19 protein-coding genes and 1 tRNA gene are annotated in these 26885 nt (G+C 62.4%); 8 read left to right on the plus strand and 12 right to left on the minus strand.

The window, feature by feature from the left end:
• Positions 1-181: 181 nt before the first annotated feature.
• Positions 182-1708: a sigma 54-interacting transcriptional regulator gene (locus ACI3L3_RS03370; protein WP_404843683.1), complete on the plus strand. Its 1527-nt coding sequence runs from the start codon at positions 182-184 to the stop codon at positions 1706-1708.
• Positions 1709-1823: 115 nt separating this feature from the next.
• Entirely contained in the window at positions 1824-2414 is a 591-nt protein-coding gene (locus tag ACI3L3_RS03375; RefSeq protein WP_404843684.1) for a hypothetical protein, read from the plus strand.
• Positions 2415-2754: 340 nt separating this feature from the next.
• Here ACI3L3_RS03375 and ACI3L3_RS03380 read toward each other — a convergent pair whose 3' ends face one another.
• From ACI3L3_RS03380 to ACI3L3_RS03405, 6 genes are all read right to left on the minus strand, one after another.
• Entirely contained in the window at positions 2755-2982 is a 228-nt protein-coding gene (locus tag ACI3L3_RS03380) for a hypothetical protein (RefSeq protein ID WP_404843685.1), read from the minus strand.
• Between the two features lie 243 nt (positions 2983-3225).
• Positions 3226-3301: transfer RNA gene (locus ACI3L3_RS03385), tRNA-Ala, on the minus strand.
• A 375-nt stretch (positions 3302-3676) separates the two neighbouring features.
• A complete protein-coding gene (locus ACI3L3_RS03390) occupies positions 3677-4030 on the minus strand; it encodes a tRNA-binding protein (protein ID WP_404843686.1) in 354 nt (117 codons plus the stop codon).
• 40 nt (positions 4031-4070) lie between these two features.
• Positions 4071-5444, minus strand: coding sequence for a PFL family protein (locus ACI3L3_RS03395; RefSeq protein ID WP_404843687.1), 1374 nt, complete (start codon positions 5442-5444; stop codon positions 4071-4073).
• A gap of 36 nt (positions 5445-5480) precedes the next feature.
• Positions 5481-6038, minus strand: coding sequence for a glycine cleavage system protein R (locus ACI3L3_RS03400; RefSeq protein ID WP_404843688.1), 558 nt, complete (start codon positions 6036-6038; stop codon positions 5481-5483).
• Between the two features lie 165 nt (positions 6039-6203).
• A complete protein-coding gene (locus ACI3L3_RS03405) occupies positions 6204-6791 on the minus strand; it encodes a DNA-3-methyladenine glycosylase I (protein WP_404843689.1) in 588 nt (195 codons plus the stop codon).
• A gap of 127 nt (positions 6792-6918) precedes the next feature.
• Here ACI3L3_RS03405 and rarD point away from each other — a divergent pair, with 127 nt between their 5' ends.
• Positions 6919-7821 carry an EamA family transporter RarD gene (rarD, locus tag ACI3L3_RS03410; RefSeq protein ID WP_404843690.1) on the plus strand — a complete coding sequence of 301 codons (903 nt, stop codon included), beginning with the start codon at positions 6919-6921 and terminating at the stop codon, positions 7819-7821.
• Between the two features lie 133 nt (positions 7822-7954).
• Positions 7955-8476, plus strand: a complete 522-nt coding sequence (locus tag ACI3L3_RS03415) for a redoxin domain-containing protein (RefSeq protein ID WP_404843691.1) — start codon at positions 7955-7957, stop codon at positions 8474-8476.
• Positions 8477-8553: 77 nt separating this feature from the next.
• On the opposite strand, the gene ACI3L3_RS03420 is transcribed toward ACI3L3_RS03415, so the two are convergent.
• Positions 8554-9399, minus strand: coding sequence for a nitroreductase family protein (locus tag ACI3L3_RS03420; RefSeq protein ID WP_404843692.1), 846 nt, complete (start codon positions 9397-9399; stop codon positions 8554-8556).
• Between the two features lie 252 nt (positions 9400-9651).
• On the opposite strand from ACI3L3_RS03420, the gene ACI3L3_RS03425 reads away from it, so the two are divergent.
• Positions 9652-10014: a hypothetical protein gene (locus tag ACI3L3_RS03425; protein WP_404843693.1), complete on the plus strand. Its 363-nt coding sequence runs from the start codon at positions 9652-9654 to the stop codon at positions 10012-10014.
• Positions 10015-10088: 74 nt separating this feature from the next.
• On the opposite strand, the gene ACI3L3_RS03430 is transcribed toward ACI3L3_RS03425, so the two are convergent.
• The 3 genes from ACI3L3_RS03430 to ACI3L3_RS03440 form a co-directional block, all read right to left on the minus strand.
• Positions 10089-13541: an acyl-[ACP]--phospholipid O-acyltransferase gene (locus ACI3L3_RS03430; RefSeq protein ID WP_404843694.1), complete on the minus strand. Its 3453-nt coding sequence runs from the start codon at positions 13539-13541 to the stop codon at positions 10089-10091.
• 343 nt (positions 13542-13884) lie between these two features.
• A complete protein-coding gene (locus tag ACI3L3_RS03435) occupies positions 13885-14463 on the minus strand; it encodes a TetR/AcrR family transcriptional regulator (protein WP_404843695.1) in 579 nt (192 codons plus the stop codon).
• A gap of 131 nt (positions 14464-14594) precedes the next feature.
• On the minus strand, positions 14595-15128 hold the full coding sequence (locus ACI3L3_RS03440) for a hypothetical protein (protein ID WP_404843696.1): 534 nt from the start codon (positions 15126-15128) through the stop codon (positions 14595-14597).
• 216 nt (positions 15129-15344) lie between these two features.
• On the opposite strand from ACI3L3_RS03440, the gene ACI3L3_RS03445 reads away from it, so the two are divergent.
• Together ACI3L3_RS03445 and ACI3L3_RS03450 are read left to right on the plus strand one after the other, a co-directional pair.
• The gene (locus ACI3L3_RS03445; protein ID WP_404843697.1) at positions 15345-22355 is read left to right on the plus strand and encodes a transporter substrate-binding domain-containing protein; all 7011 of its coding nucleotides are present in this window, start codon (positions 15345-15347) and stop codon (positions 22353-22355) included.
• Between the two features lie 4 nt (positions 22356-22359).
• Positions 22360-23853 (plus strand): adenylate/guanylate cyclase domain-containing protein, encoded by a 1494-nt coding sequence (locus ACI3L3_RS03450; RefSeq protein ID WP_404843698.1) that lies wholly within the window; start codon positions 22360-22362, stop codon positions 23851-23853.
• 75 nt (positions 23854-23928) lie between these two features.
• Here ACI3L3_RS03450 and ACI3L3_RS03455 read toward each other — a convergent pair whose 3' ends face one another.
• On the minus strand, positions 23929-24981 hold the full coding sequence (locus ACI3L3_RS03455) for a YeiH family protein (RefSeq protein WP_404843699.1): 1053 nt from the start codon (positions 24979-24981) through the stop codon (positions 23929-23931).
• A gap of 110 nt (positions 24982-25091) precedes the next feature.
• Between ACI3L3_RS03455 and ACI3L3_RS03460 the strand changes: the two genes are divergently transcribed.
• Positions 25092-25970: a LysR family transcriptional regulator gene (locus tag ACI3L3_RS03460; RefSeq protein ID WP_404843700.1), complete on the plus strand. Its 879-nt coding sequence runs from the start codon at positions 25092-25094 to the stop codon at positions 25968-25970.
• A 25-nt stretch (positions 25971-25995) separates the two neighbouring features.
• On the opposite strand, the gene ACI3L3_RS03465 is transcribed toward ACI3L3_RS03460, so the two are convergent.
• Positions 25996-26772 carry a hypothetical protein gene (locus ACI3L3_RS03465; protein WP_404843701.1) on the minus strand — a complete coding sequence of 259 codons (777 nt, stop codon included), beginning with the start codon at positions 26770-26772 and terminating at the stop codon, positions 25996-25998.
• Positions 26773-26885 lie beyond the last annotated feature (113 nt).

Consider the following 26885-nt stretch of genomic DNA (forward strand, 5'->3'; position numbering starts at 1 on the left):
TTCACGCCCGCCTTATGGCGAACGACCACGCCATAGAGGCAGAAAGCGTGCCAACGTTCACAATGAATAAATTCAATGCGTTACAAACGGCAGCACACAAAAACGCGAAATATAGCGATTGACATGTGCGACATTTCGCACTAATCGCGATATTTCGCGTTTCATTCGTCACGGAGTCTCCATGAACACAAATGATTTTTTCCACCACGCCACAGTGCGCATCTGCGGCAGCCTCGACATCGAAAAAGCCCTCTATGACTGCTGGAAATACTTGCGCCAGCATATTCCGGCAGATGGTATGTACATTAACATGTTCCGCCCAGACGTAAAGGCAATTCGCTTCATCGCGCGGGCCGATGCGGGCGGCGGCAACCCCATGAACGAGCAGGTCGCCATCACCGACGACATGTGCCGCACCCTGCTGGAACCGGATCGGCCACGAATCCGCATCCTTGCCGACCTGGACGACGATCCCGTCACCGGGCGCGTAGCCGGAACCATCTATCCGGTGGACACATCAATTTTGCTCATGCGGATGATGATTGAGGACCGCCACCTTGGTGTTGTGGGCCTGCACGCCCACGGACGCGGGCGGTTCCACTCCGGGCACGGCACCCTGCTCAGCCTGCTGCACGAGCCTTTTGCCATTGCCACGGCAAACGCCCTGCGCCACCGCAAGCTCCTGCGCACCAACTCCCGCCTGACGCGGGAGAACCAGTTCCTGCGCGAGCAGCTGTCCGAAAGCCGCAGCGGCGCGGTCATCGGTGACGAGGGCGGCCTGCAAACCGTGATGAAACGCGTGGCGCAGGTGGCGCCGCTGTCCAATACGGTGCTGCTGCTGGGCGAAACCGGCGTTGGCAAGGAGGTCATTGCCAGCGTCATCCACGCGCGTTCGCCGCGTCATGACGGCCCCTTTATTAAGGTCAACTGCGGCGCAATACCCGAATCCCTTATGGACTCCGAGCTTTTCGGGCATGAGCGCGGCGCGTTTACCGGGGCGACCCACGCCAAGAAGGGCGTCTTTGAGCAGGCCCACGGCGGCACCCTGTTTTTGGATGAAATCGGCGAACTGCCGCAGAGTGTGCAGGTGCGCCTGCTGCGCGTTTTGCAAAACCATCAGGTGACGCGCGTTGGCGGCAGCATGCCGCGCGACGTGGACATCCGCATCGTCACCGCCACCCACCGCAACCTGCAAAAGATGGTCGAAGTCGGCTCCTTCCGCGAGGATTTGTGGTTCCGCCTCAACGTCTTTCCCATCACCATTCCGCCCCTGCGCGAACGCCCGCAGGACATCCCGGATTTGGTGACGTGGTTCTCGGCGCGCGCCGCGCGGCGCCTGAGCCTCAGCCGCGTGCCCGACGTCCCGCCCGAGGAAATGCAGCGCCTTATGGCCTACAACTGGCCCGGCAACGTGCGCGAGCTGGAAAACTGCGTGGAACGCGCCATTATCCTCTCCGGCGGCGCCACCCTGCACTTCGACTGGCTGGCGCAGACGCCCCCGCGCCCCCAGCCCTGCCCGGACCCGCAGGACGCGCCCTTTACCCCGCGTACGCTGGACACCGTCATGGCCAACCACATCGCCGCAACGCTGGAGCAGACCAAGGGGAAAATCCATGGTCCCGGCGGCGCGGCGGAGCTTCTGGGCCTCAATCCCAGCACCCTGCGCAGCCGCATGAAGAAGCTGGGCATCTGCCGCGAGCACGGCTAACAGCGCGGCCATGGCGCGCCGCAAGGCGACGCCATAGAGACGCCATGGAGATGAGAGGACACCACGCATCGTCACCGCACCCCGCAACACCCATTTGACCCAGCACGAGGACACCATGTGCGACATCACCACCCGCGCCGAGCGCGCCCTTGAACGCGCCAAACGCATCATCGCCGACACGCGCATTCTGGACATCTGGCCCAGCCACGGCTGCCGCATCAATACCGTCGGCTCCGTACGCACCGGTCTCATCATGGACCACCGGGACATTGACTTTCATATCTACTCCACGCAGTTCCGCCTTGCTGACAGCTTTGCCGCCATTGCGGAGCTGGCGGAGAATCCGCGCATTACGCGCATCACCTACGACAACCTGCTCCGCACCGAGGAGCAGTGCGTGGAATGGCACGCGTGGTACCGGGACGACAGCGGCGACGACTGGCAAATCGACATGATCCACATCCTTGAGGAGTCGCCCTTTGCGGGATATTTCGAAAAGGTGGCGGACCGCATCAGCGCGCGGCTGACGCCGGAGACCAAGGCCGCCATCCTCGCCATCAAGCACGCCCTGCCTCTTGAGGAGAAGGTCCCAAGTATCAGCGTGTACCGGGCGGTGCTGGAACACGGCGTCCGCACGGAAGACGCCTTCCGCCAGTGGCTCGCGGCCAACCCGCCCCGCGGCATTGAAGAGTGGATGCCCGAGTAGGCCGTCCGCGCGGGGCCGCCCGCAAGGCCCGGCATCTGGTGCAGTCCGCGGCGCCTCGCAGACCAGCGGCGGCGCGCATCCGCCACCGGCCTCGTCCTCGTCCTCAAGGTCAGGCGTTTTCACAAACTCGCAGACGCCCTGCCCCGGCCAATTCGTCCGCGCGCCCCGACGCGGCGCCGCGCTTCGTCGGCGTCCCTTCTCCCGCCCAGCCTCGCACCTGCTCCACATGCTCACCATGTACCGGGAGCACAGCCCCCAAACCACACGCCAAACAAAAAGGGGCCTGCGCAAAAGCGCAGGCCCCTTTTTATCTCGCCCAAAGAAAAATCGTGAACACAAACTACTCGCAGAAGACCTCAAGCAGGCTGAACACGACGCCGCAAGCAAAAAGCTGGCTCATCAGGGCGGGTACGTTCACCACGCAGCGGCGGCCAAAGCGCCGGGGCGGAGTGCAGATAAAGGAATAATTATGGGATGCGACCTGTCCCTTACGCCGCATGACGTACGGGGGGAAGAGAACCATAAACACCACAACCGCAGCACCAAGTATGAGAACTGCTTCGTGCACCTTTTTCCTACCTGCCTTGTGTAAAGGGTTTGTTCCTAAATGCACAAGCTCCACAATAATGGCGGTCGCAAATAAAACGGCCACCGGAAGCCCGGATGCCATTCTCGCTCCACCTGCGCGGGAAACACTGGATTTTTGGGTCGGCTCCCTTTGAGAAATTCGTCACGAAGGCGACAGGGAGGAGCCCGGGGGAAAAAATACGCGCCAAGCTGAACGTGCTTGGCGCGTGGATATTTTTATGAGTGGTGGAGCTGAGGAGAATTGAACTCCTGACCTCTTGAATGCCATTCAAGCGCTCTCCCAACTGAGCTACAGCCCCACTCGGCGGAAATGGAAAATGCCGAAATGGCGGCTCCTTGTCAACAGGAAATTTTCCTCTCCGCGAATTTTTTGCAAAAGTCACCTGATTGCGATTGGTTACAAAGTCGGCCCGGGACGGCCCTTTGCCGCCCTCATCCAGCCCCGAGGCAACCAGCCCGCGGCCGGGACAGACGCCCCCACTGCGCGGGCGTTCAGGGCGCGGCACGCTGACGTGGGCACCCTCCAGCGGCCGTGGACGACAGTGGCACGCCCTTGCTGTCCACCTCCCCCCGCCAGCGCTCACGCAGGCAGAGGCGGCAGGACTCCGCCGCGGCGCAGCAGCGCGCCAGCACCAGCCAGCGCGCTGCACAGCCTTGCGGCGCCGCCATACGCCTTAGGCAAGGCGGCTGCCGTTTGGAACGTCGCGTTCTGGCACGGCCAGCACAACGGCGCCGTCCTCACGATGGAAGCCCGTCAGCAGGAATTCCGACTTCATAGGGCCAATCTGTTTCACCGGGAAATTGACCACGCCCACCACCTGACGCCCTACCAGCTCTTCCGGCTCGTAGATGTCCGTCACGCGGGCGCTGGTCTTCAGCACGCCGATGTCGCCGCCAAAATCCGCCCACACCTTATGCGCGGGCACCCGCGCTTCGGGGAAGGCTTCCGCCCGCACCACAGTGCCGACGCGGATTTCAACCTTTTCAAAATCAGTCCATGAGAGTTCTCTGGTCGCGGTGTCCTGCATCGTCTTCTCCTGTGCGGGGCCAGCGCCGCCGCATGCGCCGTTAGTTCTTCATCTGGTGGATTGGGGCCGGGATGCGTCCGCCAAGGGCAATGAAGTCCTCGGAGCCCTGCATCTGCGGCACGGCCATAATCTTGGCCTCGCCAAGCAGGCCGCCCCACGACACGCTGTCGCCAACGCCCTTGCCCGGAACCGGGATAATGCGCGCGGCGGTGGTTTTGGAGTTGATCATGCCGATGGCCATCTCGTCCGCGATGATGGCGGAGATGGTGGAGGCCGGGGTATCGCCGGGGATGGGCACCATGTCGAGGCCCACAGAGCACACGCAGGTCATGGCTTCCAGCTTTTCAAGGCTCAGCTTGCCCGTGGCCGCGGCCTCGGCAATGTTGAGGTCCTCGGACACCGGAATAAACGCGCCGGACAGGCCGCCCACGTGGGAGGACGCAAACGCTCCGCCCTTTTTCACAGCGTCGTTCAGCATGGCCAGCACGGCGGTGGAGCCGGGCGCGCCAATGGAGGACAGGCCGAGGCTCTGGAATATTTCGCCCACGCTGTCGCCCACCTGCGGGGCCGGGGCCAGCGACAGGTCCACCACGCCAAAGGGCAGGTTTAGCTTGCCCGCCACCTCGCGGCCAATGATTTCGCCAACGCGGGTGACCTTGTAGGCCGTACGCTTGATGACCTCGGACAGTTCACCAAGGTTGAACTCCGGGTTGGCCTCGCGGGCGCGGTCAATGGCCTTGCGCACCACGCCGGGACCGGAGACGCCAACGCTCACCACGGCGTCGGGTTCGCCAACGCCAAGGTAGGCGCCCGCCATAAACGGCACGTCCTGCGGAATATTGGCAAAGACGACCAGCTTGGCGCAGCCAATGCCGCCACGGTCGGCGGTGCGGTCGGCAGCCTTGCGGATGGTCTCGCCCATAAGGGCCACGGCGTCCATGTTGATGCCGGTCTTTGAGGTGGCAACGTTGATGGAGGAGCACACGCGCTCGGTCACGGCAAGGGCTTCGGGCAGGGCCTCGATAAGGGCGCGGTCGCCCGAGGTCATGCCCTTGTCCACCAGCGCGCCAAAGCCGCCGAGAAAGTCCACCCCGGCGTCGCGCGCGGCTTCGTCCAGCACGCAGGCGGCGCGGACCATCTCGTCGGGGCCGAAGGCCGCGCCCACAACGCCCATGGGCGACACGCTGATGCGCTTATTCACCACGGGGATGCCGTACTTGTCGCCCACCTCGTCGCAGTAGGCGACCAGCTTTTCGGCGTGGCGGCTGATTTTGTCGCGCACCTTGGCGGCAAAGCGGTCAAAGTCGTCGCACGCGCAGTCAAAGAGACTGATGCCAAGGGTCACGGTGCGCACATCGAGATGCTCGTTGCGCAGCATATTGAGAGTGCTGAGCACTTCGCGGTCTGTCAGCATTGATTCTATCCTTGTGTAAAGATTCGGGTGCGGGGCCTACAGCGGCTCAACACGGTGCATGGCCTCGAAGATGTCCCTGTGCTGCAGGGTCACGCTCAGGCCAAGGCGCTCGGCCTCGGCAGCCAGCGCGGCGCGGATTTCCGCCACATCCACAGCCACGGGCAGGGCAATCTCAAAGCCAATGATCATGCGCTCCGAGTCCGCCGTGCGCGGCAGGGCCTTCAGGTTCTCGATGTTGACGCCGTACTGGGCCAGCACACCGCTGACGCCCGCGATAATGCCCTTTCGGTCCATGCCGATGAGGGTCACCACAAAGGGTTCGGCCTCCGGCGCGGGGCTGGCGGCGTCCGCGCCAAACTCGCGCAGGGTAAAGCTCATGTCATACGAGGCAAGGCCGCTTTCCAGCTTGCCGCGCACCTCATCCAGCCCCATCTCCTGCGGAAAGCTGGCGATGACAATCATCGCGAACTCCGTCTGCAGGATGGTCTGGGTGATTTCCTCAATATTCGAGTCCAGCTTGCAGAGCAGGTCCGCAAGGCTATGCAGGACGCCGGGGCAGTCGCGCCCCAGAAACGATACGACGATCTTGCGCATTGGTGTCTCCCATTTTGTCCGCTGGTCGCGGAATGTTCAGCCAAGGCATGTAAAGTCTGCGCGGTTTTGTCAAGAAAAGCGCATCATTGCGCGGCGCGCCTACTGCGCCAGCAATACATGCGAGCGCCAAGCATAAATCATTCAAAAAGCCCCGCGTACCAGCGCCTAAGCGCCCTCGCCCAGCGCGCGCACGGCCTCGTACCGCCAGCAGTCTATCAAATGATCATTCACCATGCCCATGGACTGCATAAAGGCGTACATCACCGTCGGTCCCACAAAGCTGAAGCCCCGGCGCTTCATGTCCTTGGACATCGCCACGGAGATGTCCGTCTGCGCTGGAACGTCCTCCATGGTGCGCCACGCGTTCTGGATGGGGCGTCCGTCCACAAAGCCCCACAGATAGGCGTCCAGCGAGCCGAATTCCTCACGCACGGCCAGCGCGGCGCGGGCGTTGTTCACGGCGCTGCGGATTTTCGCCTTGTTGCGGATGATGGCCGTATTCTCGGCAAGGGCGGCTTTGCGCGCATCGTCAAAGGCCGCCACCGCCGCCATGTCAAACCCGTCAAATGCGGCGCTGTAGCCCTCGCGGCGCTCCAGAATGGTCCGCCAACTCAGCCCCGCCTGCGCGCCCTCCAGAATGAGGAATTCAAACAGGCGGGCGTCGTCGTGCTCGGGCACGCCCCATTCCTCGTCGTGATAGCGCACCATCCCGTCGGTGCCACGCGCCCACGCGCAGCGCATAATGTCGCTCATTTCTCCGCCTTTTCAGCATGTTGTGGCCCTGCATCCGCCCTGCGGCGCATTTCTCCTTTACTTGCGGCGAACAAACGGTACCGTTGGACGCCGGTTCGCATTTCAACCACAAAGGACTCCCCCGTCAATGAAACCTGAAACGACATCGCACCTCGGCCTCGCCGCGGCGGCCTCCGCCTTTATCGCGTGGGGCCTGCTCCCCATCTACTGGAAAGCTCTCGACGCCGTTCCCGCTTCTGAAATTCTGTGCCACCGCATTGTGTGGTCCGCCCCCTTTGTCGCCATACTGCTCACGGCCTCGCGCCGCTGGAACGAAGTGCTCACCGCACTGCGCTCGCGGCGCACGGCGTGGCTGCTCACCATCTCCAGCCTACTCATTGGCGCCAACTGGTTTACCTACATCTGGGCCGTCAATTCCGCCCATGTCATTGAGGCTAGCCTTGGCTACTATATCAACCCGCTGGTCAGCATGCTCCTTGGGTTCATCTTCTTCCGCGACAGACTCTCGCGCATGCAGACCTTTGCCATTTGCCTCGGCGTGGCGGGCGTGCTCATGGAACTGTGGGAATTTGGCCGCGTGCCGTGGATTGCCCTTGTCCTTGCGTTGAGCTTTGGCCTGTATGGCCTCGTGCGCAAGGTGGCGGTGGTGGAGGCCCTGCCCGGCCTGTTCGTGGAGACCCTTGCTCTCAGCGTCCCCGCCGTGGCCTACCTTGCCATGCTGGAAATGCAGGGCAATGCCGCCCTTGGGCACGTGACGCTATCTACGGACGCCCTGCTGGTGGGCGCGGGCGCCATTACCTCGCTGCCGCTGGCGGCTTTTGCCTTTGGAGCGCGCCGCCTGCGCCTGACGACCATCGGCATTTTGCAATATATCGGCCCCACGGGCATGTTCCTGCTTGGCGTCTTTCTGTACGGCGAGCCCTTCAGCATGTCGCGCCTGTGGACCTTTGCCTTTATCTGGACGGGCGTTATCGTCTACACCGTGGACAGCCTGCTGCGCTACCGCACCGAGCACGGCCACCGCGTATAGCCCTCTGCCCAGTCAGCTTTTTTGCGGCGCGCTCTCCCCCCGGATGACGCGCCGCGCTGTTTTGGGCGCGGGCCTCTTTTCTCCGCCACGCGGACAGGCTATTGTGCGGCATCACCACCGCATGGGAGGACACATGGCCCACTACTGCACCAGCATACTCGACGAGCACGAGCCCTTCCCGCCCCTCACCATTTCCCTGACGGACGAGCGGTTACGCTCCATCCCCACGGACCTTGGTCCGGGATATGGCATCCTGTTGCTGTACCGGGGGCGCTGGTGCCCGCACTGCCGCCGCCAATTGGTGGACTTTCAGCAACACGCCGAGGCCCTGCGTGGGCGCGGCGTCGCCGTCCTTGCCGCCTCTACGGATACCCGCGAGGACGCCATAGCCTTTGCGCAGGAAACAGGCTTCAGCTTTCCCGTGGGCTATGGGCTCAGTGCCCGCTCCGTCGCCCGCGCCACCGGGTGTTTTTTCGACGCGCACAGCGGCTCGCTGCATCCGGCGGGCTTCATCCTTACCCCACGCGGCGAGGTGGCCCTTGCGGCCTACTCCACGGGCGACATTGGCCGCCTTGGGGCTGCGGACTGCCTGCTGTGCATCAACACGTGGCGCGAAAACGGCCCCCGCACGCCCATCACGCCTCCCGCGCCGTAGCCGCCCCCAACCCTACAGCGCAAAAAAACCGGGAAGCGCATTCGCACTCCCCGGTTCCTTCTCAGTCGTAGAATATCCTACTCGCCGTCAATCCACTGCACATCCGGCGCCATACGCGGCGGAATGGCGCCAAAGCGGCGCTCCGGGTGCCCCAGCATGAGGACGGCGTGGACCACACACTCCTCAGGAACGCCCAAATACTGCCGCAGGGGCGCATGGCCGTTGATGGCGTGGGTGACATACCCGGCCCAGCATGCGCCAAGGCCTGCGGCATGGGCGGCAAGCTCCATGTGCGCGGCGGCCACGACGGCGTCCTCGCCGGGGGTTGCGCCCTCGCGCGGGGCGTAGGCAATGGCCAGCGCCGGAGCGTTGCGGCAAATAAGGTCGCTGCCCGCACGGCAGGCGCGGACCACACCGCGCAGATGAAGCTGTTGCACCAGAGGGTGCTTTTCGTCCACCTTTTCCTGCATCCAGTCGGCGGCGTGGGCCACCACGCGCTGCACGGCCTCCGGCGTCGCCACCATGGACCATTTGACGCGGCGTTCATTATGGCCGGAGGGCGCATAGGCCGTCAGGTCCACAAGGCGCTCCAGCATATCCCGCTCCACGGCCTGCTCCGTAAAGGCGCGCACCGAACGGCGCGACTGCATCAGCGCCTCGGCCGCGTCAAGGCCGGGCAGGTCCTTGCGGCGAAAGCGCGTTGCCTCGCGGCCTTCAAAGGCCGTCAGCGTTACCGCGCCCGTGGGGCAAATAGCCATACAGTGGCCACAGTGAAAGCACCGCTCCGCGCGGCGCGGATGCGGCCCAACCTCTCCCGTCGTCTTCTTATGGACAATCACGCCAAGGGGACAGTCCGCGGCGCACAGGCCACAGGCCACACACTTCTCGGCATCTATCGCTATGGGTGTCTTTGATACTTGCATACGCACCTACTTAGTCGTTTTTCACCAAAGCGCAAGTCCGGCGCTAATGGCCCGTCAGCTTTGGATTTTTGCAAATTCGCCGCAGTAGCATACGCATTTCGGGGGCAATACGCCACCCTTGGCCGCCATGCAGACGGGCACTCCACACCGCAGCCACAACCTGCTACCATGGCAACCTGCGCCGCCTGCACGCCGCGTGTGGCGCCACTCCGGGCCGCCGCGCCCCGCACCTTCAACCCACACGACACAGCTATGCCAAACAGAAACGACTCCGGCCTGCCCAACCTGGAATTTCAAATGCTGATGCTCATTCTGGCGGAAAAGCGCACCGCACATACCACCCTGCGCTCAGGGGTCTCCCTGTGCGCCTTTCAGCTCGCTATCCTGTCCTTTCTGGTGGCAACATCGCCCTACTACGACGTGGCCTCCAACGTCATCCTGCTCAGCCTTATCGGCGTCATGTGCACAGGCCTCATTGGCCTGGGGCTGTACCTTATGCGCCGGGGCTGGGTGCGCATCCTCTTCCACGACAAACAGATGTCCAAAATTCTGGAGCGCAACCCCATGCTGGCGGAACTCTTCTACCATAAGTCGCGCATGGAAAAGCTGGGCTAGCACGCAAAAGCGCCCGCGCGAACGGTGTTCGCGCGGGCGCTGTCATATCTGCTTCACCGGCGCTGGATGCGCCGCTAGCGGGCCAGCATCTCCTGCGCCATCTTGCGCGCGCCGCCAAGGTCGGTCTTGCCCGTGCCAAGGCGGGGAATCTCCTCCACGCTCAGGAAGGTGGACGGCACGTTCAGCGCGTCGGTCCCGTCCTCCAGCATGGCGGCCTTGAGGGCGGCGGGCTTGTCCATACCGCTCACAAGGGCCACGACGCGCTCACCCTTGCGGGCGTCCGGCACGGCCACGGCCACCACATCCACCTCGTCGGGCGCGACGCGGTTCATGGCGTCCTCCACGGCGGTCAGGCTGACCATCTCGCCGCCAATCTTCGCAAAGCGCGAATACCGGTCCAAAATGATCAGGAAACCGTCCTCATCAAGGCGGCCCTTGTCGCCGGTCTTATACCAGCGGATGCCGTCCTTCTCCACAATGACACTCTTGGTGCGCTCCTCGTCGCCAAGGTAGCCCTTCATAATCTGCGTGCCGCCGATGAGGATGAGTCCGGCCTCGCCCTCGGGCAGGTCCTCCAGCGTGTCGGGGTCCACAATGCGCAGGGCGCTACCGGGCAGGGGCAGGCCAACGGTGCCGGGCTTGGAGCCAATCTGCACGGAGAAGTCCTTGGTATTCAGGACGTCTGTGGTATTGACGCTGGCTACCGGCGTAGTCTCCGTGGTGCCGTAGCCCTCGTAGATTTCCAGACCGAACTTGTCCCGGAAGGCCACGCGGGTCTCCTTGCTCAGGCGCTCGGCCCCGGCCACCACAAGGCGCAGAGAGGCGAACATCAGCGGATGCAAGCGCCTGTTGCGCGTGTACAGACCAAGGAAGGTCGGCGTTGCGCACAGGAAGGTCACCTGATGCCGCGCCACAATGCGCCCGATATTGCGCGCATCCGTCGGGTCCGGGTGACACACCACGGGGATGCCCTCCAGAAGCGGCAGGAAGGTGGTCACCGTAAGGCCAAAGGCATGGAACAGCGGCAGCGTTCCGAGGATGACGTCATGGTCCTGCGCGTTGAGCAGGTTGGACACCTGCTTCACGTTGCCCATGATATTCTCGTGCGAGAGCATAACGCCCTTGGGTGTGCCTTCGGAACCACTGCTGAACAGAATCGCCGCCGTATCGCCAAGGTTCACCCGCCGCACAAACATCAGACGCAGCACCCATACCGGCAGGGCCTCCATGGCCAGCATGGTGACGATGAACTTCCGCTTGCTGATGTTCTCGCGCATATCCTCCATGAGGAAGACATCCATGCCCTCAAGCACGGCGCGCAGGTCAAAGCCCTTGGCCTTCAGCTTGGTCAGGAAGGTGCGCGAGGTGACAACCGTGCGGATCTCCGCGCGCTCCACAGCGCTGCGGATGGCGTCGGTGCCGGAGGTGTAGTTGAGGTTCACCACGGTCTTGCCGCGCATGAGCAGGGCAAGGTTGGCGATGGCGCCGCCCGCACTGGCCGGCAGCAGCAGGCCCACATTCTGCTGGCCGCGGACGCGGTTTCGCAGCATGCGCGAGGCCAGCACCGTGGTGGTCAGCAGCCTGCGGTAGGTCAGGTCCGCGCCCGTGGAATCCGCCAGCGCATGGCGGCCCATGTAGGTCTTGGCGGTCTTGAGCCATGCCACGGGCAGGGTGTCGAATGTTTCGGCGTATTCCTTCCACGCGTCAATGGACAGACGCGCCACGGAATTTTTCACATCAAGGGCCGAGGCTTCGGAGGACAGCGGCTCGCCAAAGCAAATAGTCACGTCGCGGGTGCGGCGGATGCGGGACATCTCGCGAAAACGCGTGGTGGCGAAGGAGAAGGCGCTGCCCCACAGCCCGCGCAGGTAAAAGGGCACGATAACGCAGTTGGACTGACGGGCTGGCCCCTGAAAGCCGCGCTTAAACTCGCCAAGCTGGCCGTTGCGGCTGATGGCGCCCTCGGGGAAGATGACGACGCACTCGCCGTTTTCCAGCGCGGCGCTGATGGCCTTCAGCGCGGCCTTGTTGGCGCGGGCGGAGATGGGAATAACGCCCAGCCAGCGCAGGAACCACTTCAGGTACCACCGCTCGTAGATTTCCTTGTCCATGACAAAGCGCATGCGGCGCGGCACGCCAAGGGACAGGATGGCCCAGTCAATCCAGCTCACATGGTTGCCAAGCAGCAGCACGCCGCCCTCGGAGGGCAAATTATTGATGCCGGAGACGGACACCTTGTAGCGCTGGGAGAAAATCAGGCGGAGCAGGTAGCGGAACAGGGACTGCGGGAGCTTGTACAGCGTATACAGAGTGCCGCACAGCACCACGGCGGAGAGCATGTAAAAGAGCGGCACACTGCCAACGCCCACATGGGACAGGCCAAAGGTCAGCCCCAGAAAGGTGAGCATGCCGATGTTCTGCAGGAAGTTGTTGCCCGCCAGCACCTTGCCCATGTTCTCCTTGCTGGCCGCAAACTGCAGCAGGGAGTTGAGCGGCACAATAAGCAGGCCGCCGCACACGCCGTAGACAAACAGCAGCGTGCCAAGGACGAACTTGCTCTCAATGGACGGCAGCAACAGCAGGCTGACGGCCATACCGATGGCGCCAAGGGGAATGGTTCCGGTCTCGATGTAGTTGCGCGAACAGCGCCCCGCAATGGCGGAGCCAAGGATGATGCCAAGCCCGCCGATGGCCAGCATCCCCTGCGCCACAACGGTGTTCATCTCGCCCGTGACGTCCTTGAGGTAGGCGCCAAAGGCCGCAAGCACCACCTGATTCACGGACCAGAACACCATCAGGCCAATGATGGACAGCCAAATGACTTCCTTGCCGCGCAGCAGGTTCAGGTTGGCGCGCAGGTAGCCGCCATGCAGATACGTGGACAGGTCCAGCTTGGAGGACGGGTCGCCCGCCTGCTTTTCGGGCAGGCTAAAGGCGATAGCCGTTTCCATCACCGCGCCAACGATGAGAAAATAGCCGCACGGGGCAATCTGGCGCAGAATCTCGGCCGGGGTGGCGGCGTCTGTTATCAAAAAGGCCTCAAAAAAGCCGGAAAAGATGACCGCGCCGGCAAGGATGGCCACAATGGTCACCGCCTGCACGGCGGCGTTAGCCGGAGCGAGGCCTTCCTTGCCCGTCATTTCCTTAATGTAGCCATACTTGGCTGGCGAATAGAAGGCGCTCTGCACCGCCAGCAAAAAGGTCAGGGCAAAGGCGGGCCAGAACAGGCCCATGTAGTAGCACACCGTAATGCCCACCGTGATGGGGATGGACAACCCGGCGCACACCTTGATGACCTTGTCCTTGGGGTAGCGGTCGGACAAAAAGGCCGACGGCGTAAAAAGCAGAATAAACGGCAGCAGAATAAGCGCGTTGACAAGAGCCGTCAGCGCAATCTGCTCCGTTCCGGAAAATGTCTTGAACACGGTGTTCTGGATGACAATCTTGTGCCCCAGATCCGTCACCGCGTTCAGCAGGACAACCAGTATATATGGCAGGAAACCACCAATCTTCCAAATACTCTGCATGCTCTCGTTCCTTTCTTGTGCCTGCCCGGGATGGGAATACGTGCGGAAATCCCCTCTGGTAGAGGAAACTGCGAATTCCTGCAACACGGGGCTTTGCCGCGCCGCCACTGGGGGCAGACGCATGGGCATGATACCACGTTGCCAAGGCTCTGGCGCGCAGCGGCGCGCCCAATCGGGGCTAGCGGCGGGCTTTACCGCCCCTTCGCCCACGCCCGGCGCACCCGCGCCGGACATCCTCTCGCCTTGTTTGTAAGTAAACGTTAACTTACTAATACGGACAGACCGCCACGCGGTCAAGGGCTTTTCCTCAGTGGCGCCGCATTTGGCGCGATATGTGGGGGCGTTACTCGGCGGAGAGCTGCAAAACCCGCGCGGTTGCGGCAACAACGGCGTCCACCACCGCCGGGGTCAGGCGCAGGCGGTCGTAGCGGTGCATCACCAGCGGCTGGAGCACTACGCCCATGACCAGCCCGGCGTACAGGGCGGCGTCGCCGTCGGGCACGGCCCCGTCGTCCATGGCCTCACGCACGAACCGCACGGTCATGTCATTGGGGTTCACCTCTGCGGGCATGGCCTGCTCCTCGGGGAATCCGTGCTGGGTGAGCATGATAAAGGCAAACTCCACCGGATGCTCATGATAATAGGAAAAGATGAACCGCACGCTGCGCTCCAGCCGGGCCGCAGCGCCTGCGCCCGCCTCAAACAGACGGGGGCCAAGGCCGTCGGCAAAGCGCTCAATCTCCTGCCGGAACAGCTCCCACGCCATTTCGTTCTTGCCGCTGTAGTGCCGGTAGAGCGCGCCCTCTGTCACGCCAGCCTCGCCCGCGATGTCCTTAATGGTGGTGCGGGCCAGTCCCTTGGTGGCAAACAGCGCAATTGCCGCCTGCTCTATGTCGCGCTTTTTTACTGCCGGTCGTGCCATGGGCGCTCCTTTTCGGTGAATGAATGTTCACTCTCGAATAAAGGGTCACCCGCGGCCTGTCAACGCGTCAGGCGGCCACAAAAAAGGGACGCTAGTCAGCGTCCCTTTGGGCTGTTGCGCCACATGGGGCGCTACACAACAACATCCAGTGAAGGGGTTTCGGCCTTAGGAGCGTCACCCGCCTTCTTGGCATTGGCGTTTGGTGCGCCCTCAGGCTGCGCCGGGGCCTCGCGCCGCCGCGCGGCGCGCTCGGCGTCGTCCTTGCGCTCCCCTTCCATACGCTCGGTGGCGGACTTCGCAACTTCGCGGTCGCCCATCTGCTCCACAGCGCGCGCGGCCTTCTGACCGGCGAGGGTACGCGAGGCGTAGCTGCCCGGGTCAACACTGGCCTGAATCTGATAGGTTTCGATCATGCTGCTCATGGTGTTCTTGTACTGATTCTGTACCTCGAACCCCATCATCATGCCCTTCAGGTAGCGGGAGGTCTGCTCACCGCTCTGCACAAAGTTTCCGGCAAGCATGCTTCCGGGCGTCCCCACGTTCTCCGTAGGCGACGCAAGCATGCCGGCCAGAGACTGCACTCCGCCCTCTCCGGCCTGCGTGGTGGCCGGAGCCTGTCCCATATACAAATGGGTGGGGGATGATCCGATGCCTGCAATATTCATTGTGCCCTACCTTGTAAAAGTGCACGTATTTCTCCGCACTATGCATTGTATCGGCAACAATCGGGCAAACTTTATGCGCCGCAATAGATTTTCCGAATATTTTCCGTAATACCACGATATTTCATCTTCTTTTGTCCCGACCTACATCTTCTTCCGTACGCAACTCTTCGCGCAAATCCATTCCAACACGCCTCAAAATACTGTATGAATTTGAAGATGCATTCTCTTTTCGCCTTGTGGCTACGCCGCGTGCGTCTCATCCTCTGCGCTATTATGGTTTTGGCGGCCCTGTGCGGGGCCAGCCAAAACGCGCATGCCCAGCCGTGGCAGGCGAAGGCCCTCTCCCTCTCCGAGGCCGACCTTGCGTGGATTGCCAAGCATCCGCGCATCTCCATAGGCATTATGGACGCTTGGCCGCCCATGGACGCCGTGTCCCCCTCCGGCGCACCAGAGGGCATCGGCGTGGACTATCTGCGCCTTATCGAAAAGCGCCTCGGCATCGCCTTTGACATCACTCCCGCGCCCTTTGAGGACAACATGGCCGCCGTACGGTCAGGCGCGCTGGATGCCATCATGGACGTGACGCCCAAGCCCGAGCGGGCGGAATTTCTCGACTTTACCGCGCCCTACCTGACGGTGCCGCATGTGCTCATCGCCCGCACCGACGGACCGCGCTATTCCTCGCCGGACGCCCTTGGCGGCAAAACCCTTGCCCTTGAACAGGGGTTCTTCAGCGTCACGCACTTCCGGCGCACGCATCCGGACATCACCATCAAGGAATTCCCCAATACAGCGGCCTGCCTGCTGGCCGTGTCGCAGGGGCAGGCCGAGGCCTATATCGGCAACCGCGCGGTGGCCATGTACCTTATCGCCCAGCAGCTCCTGACCAACCTTGCGGTCCACTCCACCGTGCCGGGGCAGGCCTCCATCCTCGCCATAGGCGTGCGCAAGGACCTGCCCGGCCTCGCCCCCCTGCTCAATAAGGCCCTTGCCAGCATCAGCCTTGGCGAGGAGCTTGCCATCCTCGCCAAATGGACGGGACAAAAACGCACCGCCGCGGAGACAGTGCGCCTCAACTATGAGGAACGCATGTGGCTGAGCACCCACCCGGAGATTACCGTCTCCAGCGAGCCGGACTACGCCCCCTTTGACTTCCGCGAAAGCGGCCACCCCACGGGCTTTTCCGTGGACCTGCTGCGCATCATCGCCGCGCGCACGGGGTTGCAACTCCGCTTTGTGAAGGATACGTGGGAAAATCTCGTGCAGATGGGCAAAACCGGCAAGCTGGACATCGTGCACACCATCTTTTACACGCCGCAGCGCACGCGGCATTTTCTGTTCACCTCGCCATACAAGTCAGTGGTGAACGCCATCTTTGTGCGCAGCGACGTCAAGGGCGTCACCTCCCTCAAGGACCTTGCGGGCAAGCGCGTGCTCCTCTCGCGGGGGGACACCGTAGGCGAATACATCTCACGGGCCGTCCCGGATGCGAACGTCCAGTACCTGCCCACCTACGAGGCCATCCTCAAGGGGCTGGCCATCGGGCGCGGCGACGCCACCGTCCTTGACAGCGCCGTGGCGCATTACCTCATCCGCCGCTTTACCCTCACCAATATCATCCCCGTGGCCGAAGCCGACATCCCTACCGGAGACCGCGACCCGCGCTACCGCTTTGCCGTGCGCAAGGACTGGCCACAACTGCACTCCATCCTCCAAAAAGGCCTCAGTTCTATTACCGATGAAGATATGGCGCGGCTGGAACGGCGCTGGTTCGGCACCGTCTCCACCACAGCGCAGGGCGCGCCCATCCAGCTCACGCCCGCCGAGCAGGACTACCTGTCCCGCAACCCCGTCATCCGCGTGCACAATGAAATGAACTGGCCGCCCCAAAACTACAACGAAGGCGGCAAGCCCAAGGGCTACTCCGTCGCCTACATGAACCTCGTGGCCAAAAAGCTGGGGATGACCATTGAATACGTCTCCGGCCCCCGTTGGGACGAATTTATGGAGATGGCGCGGCGCGGCGAACTGGACGTGCTGCTCAATATCGTGGAGACCGACGCCCGGCGCGAAGACTTCGCCTTCACCCGCCCCTATATCAAATACCCCTCCGTGCTCATCCACCGCCGGGACAACACCGCCGTCACCTCTCTCGACGCCATGCGCGGCAAAACCATGGCCGTCATCAAGGGCTTTTACGAGCAGGAAGTGCTGGCCCGAGATTATCCGGACATCCGCATGGAGTTCTACAACAGCCTGCTGGCCTGCCTGAAGGCCGTGGCCGACGGCAAGGCCGACGCCACCCTTGGCGGCGCCAACGAGGCGGCCTACCTCATCCGGCGCAACTCGCTGATGAACCTCACCCTCACAGGGGGGCTGCCGCCCGAAACCTTCGAGGTGGCCCTGCACATTGCCGTGCCACGGGACAACGCCATCCTGCGCGACATTATCCAAAAGGGCATGGACGCCATCACCCCCACGGAGAACGCCAGAATCCACGACCAATGGATTGGCGACCTTGGCCTGCTGGACTCCAGCGGCAACCGCACAGTCTTCGACATCCGCACGGAGGACCAAACCCTGCGCATCTGGATGCTTGGCCTTGGCATTGTGGTGCTGTTTGCGGGGATGTTCTACCTCATCCGCATCAGCCTGCGCGCCGTCTCCGAGGACGCCCTCGCCTCGGGGCTTGGCTCTCGGCGCATCAGAGGCATGATGATTGCGGGCGTGCTGCTCCTTGTGGTCATGGTCACGGCGCTGGCGTGGTTCATCCTTGAATACAACCGCAACCGCGTGGCCGACGCCATCGCGGACAACCTTACCGCCGTGCACTCCAGCGTTGTGGACCGCCTCAACGCCTTGGCGCAGCGCCACCGGGGCATCACCGAAACCCTTGCCGGCGCGGAAACCGTCCGCAGCGGAGCCAGAGCGCTCCTGGCCATGCCCCATCTGCCGGGCACCCTTGCCGCGTCCAAGTCGCAGCAGGCCATCCGCACGCTGTTTGCCGACACCACAGCCCTGCACCAGACCCTTGGCTTCCACCTCATCAGCCCACACGGCACCATCATTGCCGCGCAGGCCAACGCGCCTCTCGGCACCACAAGCCCCATCGCCAACGCGCAGGCCAGCCTGCTGGCGCGCGCTCTATCCGGCGAAACCGTCTTCCTGCCGCCCATCAGCGCCAGCACGGCCCTCACAGACTCCCAGCCCGTGCCCATGGGCTACGCCGCGCCGGTCCGCGGGCCGGACGGCTCCGGCATTGCCGTGCTTGTACTGCGCATCGACGCCATGAGTGAATTCTCGCAGATTATGCAATCCGGCAGGATGGGCCGCACGGGCGAGAGCTACGCCTTTAACCGCAAAGGGGTCATGCTCTCGCAAAGCCGCTTCCAGCGCGAGCTGGAAGACATCGGCCTGCTGGCGGAGAACGCCACCAGCATTTTGAACATCACCCTGCGCGCGCCCGGCGCAGGCGTCACCCCCGCGCCCCTCACGCGCATGGCGGCCAGCGCCACGCAGGGCAGCAGCGGCATGGACCTCAAGGGCTACACCGACTACCGCGGCTCGCAGGTGGTGGGTGTGTGGTCCTGGGACGCGCAGCTTGGCATAGGCATCGCCACAGAGCAGGACTACGCGGAAGCCTACGCCACCTTTACCAGCATGCGCTGGGGCATTGTGCTCACCGTTGGGGCCACGCTCTTTCTCGCCTCCGGCGCCACGCTGTTTACCCTGCTCCTTGGCGAGCGCAGCAGCATGGCCCTCATCGCGGCCCGCGACGAACTGGAAGACCGCGTGCGCGAGCGCACCATGGACTTAGAACGCAGTGAGGAACAAATCCGCGCCATGTCCGATGCCTCCCTCGACGCGGTCATCATGCTCGACTCCGCAGGACACGTGCGCTTTTGGAACAGCGCGGCGGAGCAGATGTTTGGCTTTGCCGCCGAGGAAACCCTCGGGCAGGACATGCACGGCCTGTTCGTGCCGCAGGAACACCGCGAGGCCGCCTACGCGGGCCTCAAGGATTTCGCCCAAACAGGACGCGGCGAGGTCGTAGGCGGCATCCGGGAAGAAATGGCCCAGCGCCGCAGCGGCGCGCTCTTCCCCGTGGAAATCGCCATTGCCTCGTTCCAGATTGCCGGAGAATGGTTCGCCGTGGGCACCGTGCGCGACATTACGGACCGCAAAGCGCAGGAAACAGCACTTGCCGAGGCCGAGGAACGCACCAGAAATATTTTGGAATCCGTGGGCGAGGGCATCTTTGGCGTAGACAACACCGGCACCACGCTGTTCATCAATCAGGCCGCGCTGAACATGCTGGGCTACGCCGCGCAGGACATCTACGGCCAAAACATCCACGCCCTTATCCATCACTCCCACCCCGACGGCACCGCCTACAACGTGCACGAGTGCCCCATGCACCACGCCTTCACCACGGGCACGCCCCAGCGCATCGTGGACGAGGTGCTATGGCGCAAGGACGGCACCAACTTCCCCGTGGAGTACACCGCCGCACCCATCGAGCGCGACGGCGCTCCCATCGGCGCGGTTATCGTCTTCCACGACATCACCCAGCGCCTTGAGATGGAGCGCAGCCTGCGCGAGTCCACGGACCTGCTGCAAACCGTCATCGACACCATGCAGGCCGTGGTGCTCATGAAGGACCTTCATGGCCGCCACTTGCTGGTCAACGACTACTACACCCGCGCCACCGGCCTCTCCAAGGAGGACGTCACCGGCAAGACGGACCATGAGGTGTTTCCGCCCGAGGTCGCCGACGCCATCGTCGCCGTAGACCAAGACGTCATGCGCACGCGCCAGATTACGGAATTTGAGGAAGAAGTCCCCCACCCGGACGGCACGGTGCACGCCTACCTGACCACCAAAGTCCCCCTCGTGGACGACCGGGACGAGGTGTACGGCATCTGCGGGCTGGCCGTGGACGTCACCACCCTCAAGGAAATGGAACGCGAGCTCACCGCCGCCAGACAGGCCGCGGATGATGCCAACAAGGCCAAGTCGGACTTCCTCGCCAACATGAGCCACGAAATCCGCACCCCCATGAACGCCATCCTCGGCATGAGCCATCTGGCCCTGCAGACGGACATGTCGCGCAAGCAGCGCGACTACGTGAACAAAATCGACATGTCCGCCAAAGCGCTGCTGCGCATCATCAACGACATTCTGGACTTTTCAAAAATCGAGGCGGGCAAGCTGGATATCGAGCATATCCCCTTCCACCTTGAGGACGTGCTGGACAACCTTGCCAATCTTGTCAGCGTGCGCGCGCAGGAAAAGGGGCTGGAGCTGCTCTTTCGCACCGAAGCAGACGTCCCCTTCGGCCTTGTGGGCGACCCGCTGCGCCTTGGGCAAATTCTCATCAACCTTGCCGGAAACGCCGTCAAATTCACGGACCACGGGGAAATTGTCATCACCACCAGCGTGGTGGAGCGCACGGACGACGCCATCACGCTACGCTTTGCCGTTGCGGATACGGGCATCGGTCTCACCGAGGCCCAGCGCGCCAAGCTCTTCACCGCCTTTACGCAGGCGGACACCTCCACCACGCGCAAATTCGGCGGCACCGGACTTGGGCTGACCATCTCCAAACGCCTCGTGAATATGATGGACGGCGAAATAGGCGTGGACTCCCAGCCCGGCGAAGGCTCCACCTTCTGGTTCACGGCCCGCTTTGGCCTGCACGAGGTGCCGCGCCAGCGCCGCTTTGTGGTCAAGGACGACTTCAAGGACCTGCACATCCTTGTGGTGGACGACAACACCACCTCGCAGGAAATTCTGCGCAGCATGCTGGAGAGCTTCTCCTTTGCCGTGGACATCGCCTCCTCCGGGGCGGAAGCGCTGGACAAGCTGGAGACCGCCGCAGAGCCTTACAAGCTGGTGCTCATGGACTGGAACATGCCCGGAATGGACGGCATAGAGACCTCCCGCCGCATCAAGTCGCACCGCAACCTGCCAAACATCCCCACCATCATCATGGTCACGGCCTACGGGCGGGAGGAAGTGATGCAGCAGGCCGAAGACATTGGGCTGGAGGGCTTCCTCATCAAGCCCGTGGGGCAGAGCGTGCTGTTCAATACCATTATGGAAGTCTTCGGCGAGCGTGCGGAGGCCACCTCGCGACTAAGCGAAAGCGTCGGCATGTTAGACGAGGCGCGCCGCACCATCGCCGGAGCGCGCGTGCTGCTGGCCGAGGATAACGACATCAACCAACAGGTGGCGACGGAACTCCTGGAGCAGGCAGGGCTTGCCGTTACCGTTGCCAGCAACGGGCGCGACGCCGTAGCCAAGGCGCGCAGCGGCGACTTTGACGCCATCCTCATGGACATCCAAATGCCGGAGATGGACGGCTTTGAGGCCACAGCGGCCCTGCGCGCCGAGGCGCGCTTTGCGCACCTGCCCATCATTGCCATGACCGCCCACGCCATGGCCGGGGACCGCGACAAGAGCCTTGAACGCGGCATGAACGACCACGTCACCAAACCCATTGACCCGGACGCGCTGTACACCACCCTCATCCAATGGATTCCCCACGAAGGCCACGGCATGGACGAGGCTTCCGCTCCGCCGTCAGCCACGCCGCCTGCGCAGGACGCCGACACCCTTTTGCCGGACGCCCTCCCCGGCTTTGACATGGACGCAGGGCTCACCCGCGTTGGCGGCAACGCCGCGCTCTACCACTCCCTGCTCATCAAGCTGCGTACGGACCACGCTGACGCGGCCCAGCGCATCCGCGACATGCTGGCCGACGGCAACACCGCAGACGCCGAGCGCCTCGCCCACACCGTAAAGGGCGCGGCAGGCAACCTTGGGGCTGACGCGCTCTCCTCCGCGGCCAAAGCCGTGGAATTCGCCATCAAGGACGGCGCAACAACGCCGCAAGCCGCGCAGGTCAACGCCTTTGCCGATGCCCTTGCGGCCACTGTGGCAACGCTGGCTGGCCTCCATACCGAGGCCCCGGCGCAGCCCACAACGGCGGAAGGCCCGCCCACCGCAGTGGAGTCGCTTCTGGAGGCGCTTCATGACATCAAGGCGCCGCTGTCTTCGCGCAAACCGCGCCCCAGCAAGGAAAAGCTGGCCGACCTTGAACAACTGGTCTGGCCGCAGTCCCTGCGCGATGACATTGCGCAGCTGGGCGCCCTGATATCACGCTACAAATTCGCAGACGCACTGACGACCGTGGACGACATCATCGCCAAGCTTGAGGGGTAGAACCATGATGACCGACGACGCCCGCGCCAACATCCTCGTCGTGGACGACACCGACACCAACATCGACATCCTGATGGAGATATTGGGCGAGCGGTACGAGGTCCTTGTCGCTCTTGATGGCGCCTCCGCGCTGGAGGTGGCCGAGGCCGAGGTCCCCGACCTTGTGCTCCTTGACGTCATGATGCCGGACATGGACGGCTGGGAGGTGTGCCAACGCCTGAAGGCCGACCCCAAGACCGAGGGCATCCCGGTCATCTTCATCACCGCCAAAACGCAGATGGAGGACGAAATCCGCGGCTTTGAGCTGGGGGCGGTGGACTTCATCACCAAACCCATCAGCCCGCCCGTGGTGCTGCGGCGTGTGGCGTCCACGCTGGCCCTCAAGGAGCAGACGGACCGCCTGACAATGCTGTCGGCCAAGCTGGGCAAATACCTTTCCCCGCAGGTGTACGAGTCCATCTTCTCCGGCAAGCAGGACGTGCAGATCGGCGGCGGGCGTAAAAAGCTGACCATTTTCCTTTCGGACATCGTGGACTTTACCGCCACCACGGAGCGGCTGGAACCGGAGGACATGACCGTCCTTCTCAACAGCTACCTTGACCGCATGTCCGCCATCGCCATGGCCCACGGCGGCACCATCGACAAATTCATCGGCGACGCCATTCTCATCTTCTTTGGCGACCCCGTGTCCAAGGGCGTGGCCGAGGACGCCCGAGCCTGCCTGAACATGGCCCTTGAGATGCGCGGCGCGCTGGAGGAGCTGCAACGGGAGTGGTTTGAACACGGCGTGGAGACCCCCTTTCAGGTGCGCATGGGCATCAATACGGGCTTTTGCACGGTGGGCAACTTTGGCTCGCGCGAGCGCATGGACTACACCATCATTGGCGGGCAGGTGAATGTGGCCGCGCGCCTTGAGCAAAACGCCCTGCCGGACCAGATTCTCATTTCCCACGAAACATGGTCGCTGGTGAAGGACGACATCCACTGCATTCCCAAGCCGCCCATCACCGTGAAGGGCATCCCCCACCCCATCCAGACCTATCAGGTCGTCGGACCTGCTGACGCCGTGGAGGACTCCGCCCACGCAGTGCGCGGCTATGTCCAGCCCGCCACAACACTGCCGCCGGACGCCCCCGTGCGCGACGCGCTGGAACTGCTGGCCGACGCACCGCCCTATGGCACGGTGGTGCTCGCCGCAGACACCGGCCCCGTAGGCGTTTTGTCCCGCGCGGGACTGGACGCCGCCCTGTGCGCGGAGCAGGACAAGGCGCTGCTTCTGGATCGCCCGGTCTCCACCCTGGCGCCCAGCGCCCCGGTCATCCTTGACGCGGGCGCGCCCCTCACCCAAGCCGCCCAGCGCATGACCGACCGCACCGGAGCATCCCTGTGCGAGGCCGCCATTATCCTTCAGGACGGCAAGCTCCTTGGCATTTTGCCCATCCCGGTCCTGCTCACCCAGCTCACAGCCCTTGCGAGGGAACGGGAGGAGCTTTCCTAAACGAAAAGGCCCCAAGCCAGTGGCTTGAGGCCTTTTCGAGCGCCACGCGGCGCACATTGCGCGACAGGGGGCAGGCTACGCCAACCCGGACACCAACCGCGTGACCCAGTACCCGCCAACCATCAGCCACACGGCAAGGATGCCCGCCAGCATAAAGGGCTTCGGGCCGACCACCCGCACCTTGTCGAGGCTTGTTTCCATGCCAAGGGCGCACATGGCCATGGTCAGGAAGAAGATATCCAGCGCGTTGATAAACTTCACCGCCGCGGGGGGAATAATGCCAAGGGAATTGATGCAGATGCACACGATGAACAAGAGAGCAAACCACGGGAAGGACTTCTTGCGCGCCTCGCCCGCATCGTCGTCTGCGTCGCGGTCGGGGAAGCGCGACAGGAACAGGCCAAGGCCCAGCAGCAGCGGAGCCAGCAGCACCACACGCAGCATCTTCACGATGACGGCAACGTTGCCCGCTTCCGGCGAAATGGCATTGCCTGCGGCCACGGCATGCGCCACCTCGTGCATGGTGGAGCCGACCCAGACGCCGTATTGCGGATCGGTCAGGCCCAGCAGGCCGCTCTTGTGCAGCAGGGGATAGAGGAGCATCGCCACAGTGCCAAAGACCACAACGGTTCCCACGGCGATGCTGCTTTCGTACGGCTTGGCGCGGACCACAGGTTCCGTCCCCAGCACAGCCGCCGCGCCACACACGGAGCTTCCCGCCGCCGTCAGCATGGCAAGGCGTCGCGGCAGGCCAAAGACCTTGGTCCCTAGCAGCGTGCCGCCCACAAACGTACACCCCACGATGATGACGTCCGCAAGGATGCCGGACATGCCGACGGAGGCCAAATCCTGCACCGTCAGGCGGAAGCCGTACAACACCACGGCGGTACGCAGCAGGTTGCCGGAGGAAAAGAGAATGCCGGGCACCCACTGCTCGGGCAGGTGATGGCGCAGGGTGCTGCCGTACATCATGCCCATAACGATGCCGATAATCAGCGGGCTGATGCCGATGCCGCGCACCACGGGCAAGGAGGATATCTGCGACGCCGCGGAGGCAAAAAGCGCCACAAACAGGACGCCGTTGATAACTTTTGTTGAAGGAATCGCTCGTGCGATGGTCTGAGTCATGCTGTGTTCTCCCTCAGTGATTTCGTGCTGACGGGGTATTACCCATCATCGCCCGGCATCACAAACGGGAAACACTTGAGCTTTTGATAACCAAAAGTTATCAATCCAGCATGAAACTCCGCTACATTGAAATTTTCCTCGCCCTTGCCCGCACGCCCAACATGCGCGACGTGGCCTCGCGCCTATTCATCTCGCAGGCGGGAGTCTCCAGCTCCCTGCGCGGGCTGGAATCCGAACTGGGCACGCCGCTCTTCGACCGCGTGGGGCGCGGCCTGCGCCTCAATGAAAAGGGCCGCCTGCTTGCCTCGCGCCTTGCGCCGCTCTACCGCCGCCTTGACGACAGCATCCACCTTGTCATGTCGGACGCCATGGTGGGCGATCTCCGCCTCGGGGCGTCCACCACCCTCGCGGACTACGCCCTGCCGCAGATTCTCTACGACTTCAAAAAGCGCCACGAGCTGGTGAACATCTCGTTCGAGTCCGCCAGCACACAGGAGGTGCTGCGACGCGTGGAAAGCGGCGAAGTGGACATGGGCTTTGTGGAGGGCGCCGTCCACACGCCCCGCGTGCGCACAACGGTCCTGCGCGAGGAGAACCTTGTGGTGGTGACGGCAGACGAACCCCTCGCCGCCGCAGGCCCCTACGCCATTGAAGAACTGATGCAGAAAAACTGGCTGATTCGCCAAGAAGGGTCAGGAACGCGGGAAACGTTCCTTCAGCAGGTGATGCAACGGGGCCTTTCGCCCAATATCTTTTTGGAACTGAGCAACAACGAAGCCATCAAAACCGTCCTCCACAACCCAGACACCCTCGTCTGCATCTCGCCACTTGTTGTGGATACGGAGCTGCGCCATGGGGAGTTCTTCACCGTCCCCCTCAAAGACGTCACCTTCTCCCGACGCTTCATGCAAGTCCTCCACCGCAACCAACCCCCATCCCCGCTGCTTCAAAGCGTGACTGATGCGGTGATTGAGACGTTATCGCAGTAAAGGAGGGGGTGAGAGGGGGCGGGACTCACTCCCGAATTCCACAGTCTATTTTCTGTATAGATCCAAGAGGGACAACAATCTCTCGTCCATTTTGCTCAAGATAAATTACATCCTTTTGATAGGCTAATATTCTAGCTTCAAAAACATTTTCACCTTGATGAATTTCAACCATCCCACTCTGTCGATCAATGCGTTTTTGCTCAGACCATTCGCGGTTTCCGTCTCCCCCACTGACTAGAAATACTGCAAAACAGAACATTATGCATGATGATGCTAAGGTATATCGTATAAGAATACTCCCTTTTACTGACAAAAGAAATGTAACAAGGAAAGCACAAAGGCAACTGGAAAATATGCCATCCATACTATCTGCTTCTAACCACTTACAAATCGTCTTAACTAACAAAACAGATAATAAAACACATAGAATAGATCTCATACATATAGAAAGCCTTCGTTTTTTAACAGCGCACCGCAGTCCTTCATAAAATATAACAGCGACAACACCGCCTACAAGAGAAATGAGCACGATCATAGGCATCATACTTAATGCATCAATTTGAACTTCTGAGGAATCTAAAAACTTCAATGTGGCATCATTCAATCCAAAATCTTTCATAAACTTTGTAATCAAAAATTCTTTCACAACGACGTACATAATAGAGAGCGTTGCGAATGACGCCACAAAATCTTCCGCCTTTACTCTATATTCCTCTCGAAGTTTTTCTAAATCTTCACGAAGCTCTTCTTCATCCTTGTCACTCAACCTAAAAGTATCTTCCATCCGTCGCAACATCTTCATCTCGCTCCTCCGAACTCAACATCATCCTCGGCTACAGTTAAAATAGTGCTTCAACCACCCGTCAATACAGGCTTGCAAATATAGTGAAATTACCCCTGTTGCAAACATCCCCT

The organism is Desulfobaculum sp. SPO524 (genome assembly GCF_044987625.1).
Classification (GTDB): domain Bacteria; phylum Desulfobacterota; class Desulfovibrionia; order Desulfovibrionales; family Desulfovibrionaceae; genus Desulfobaculum.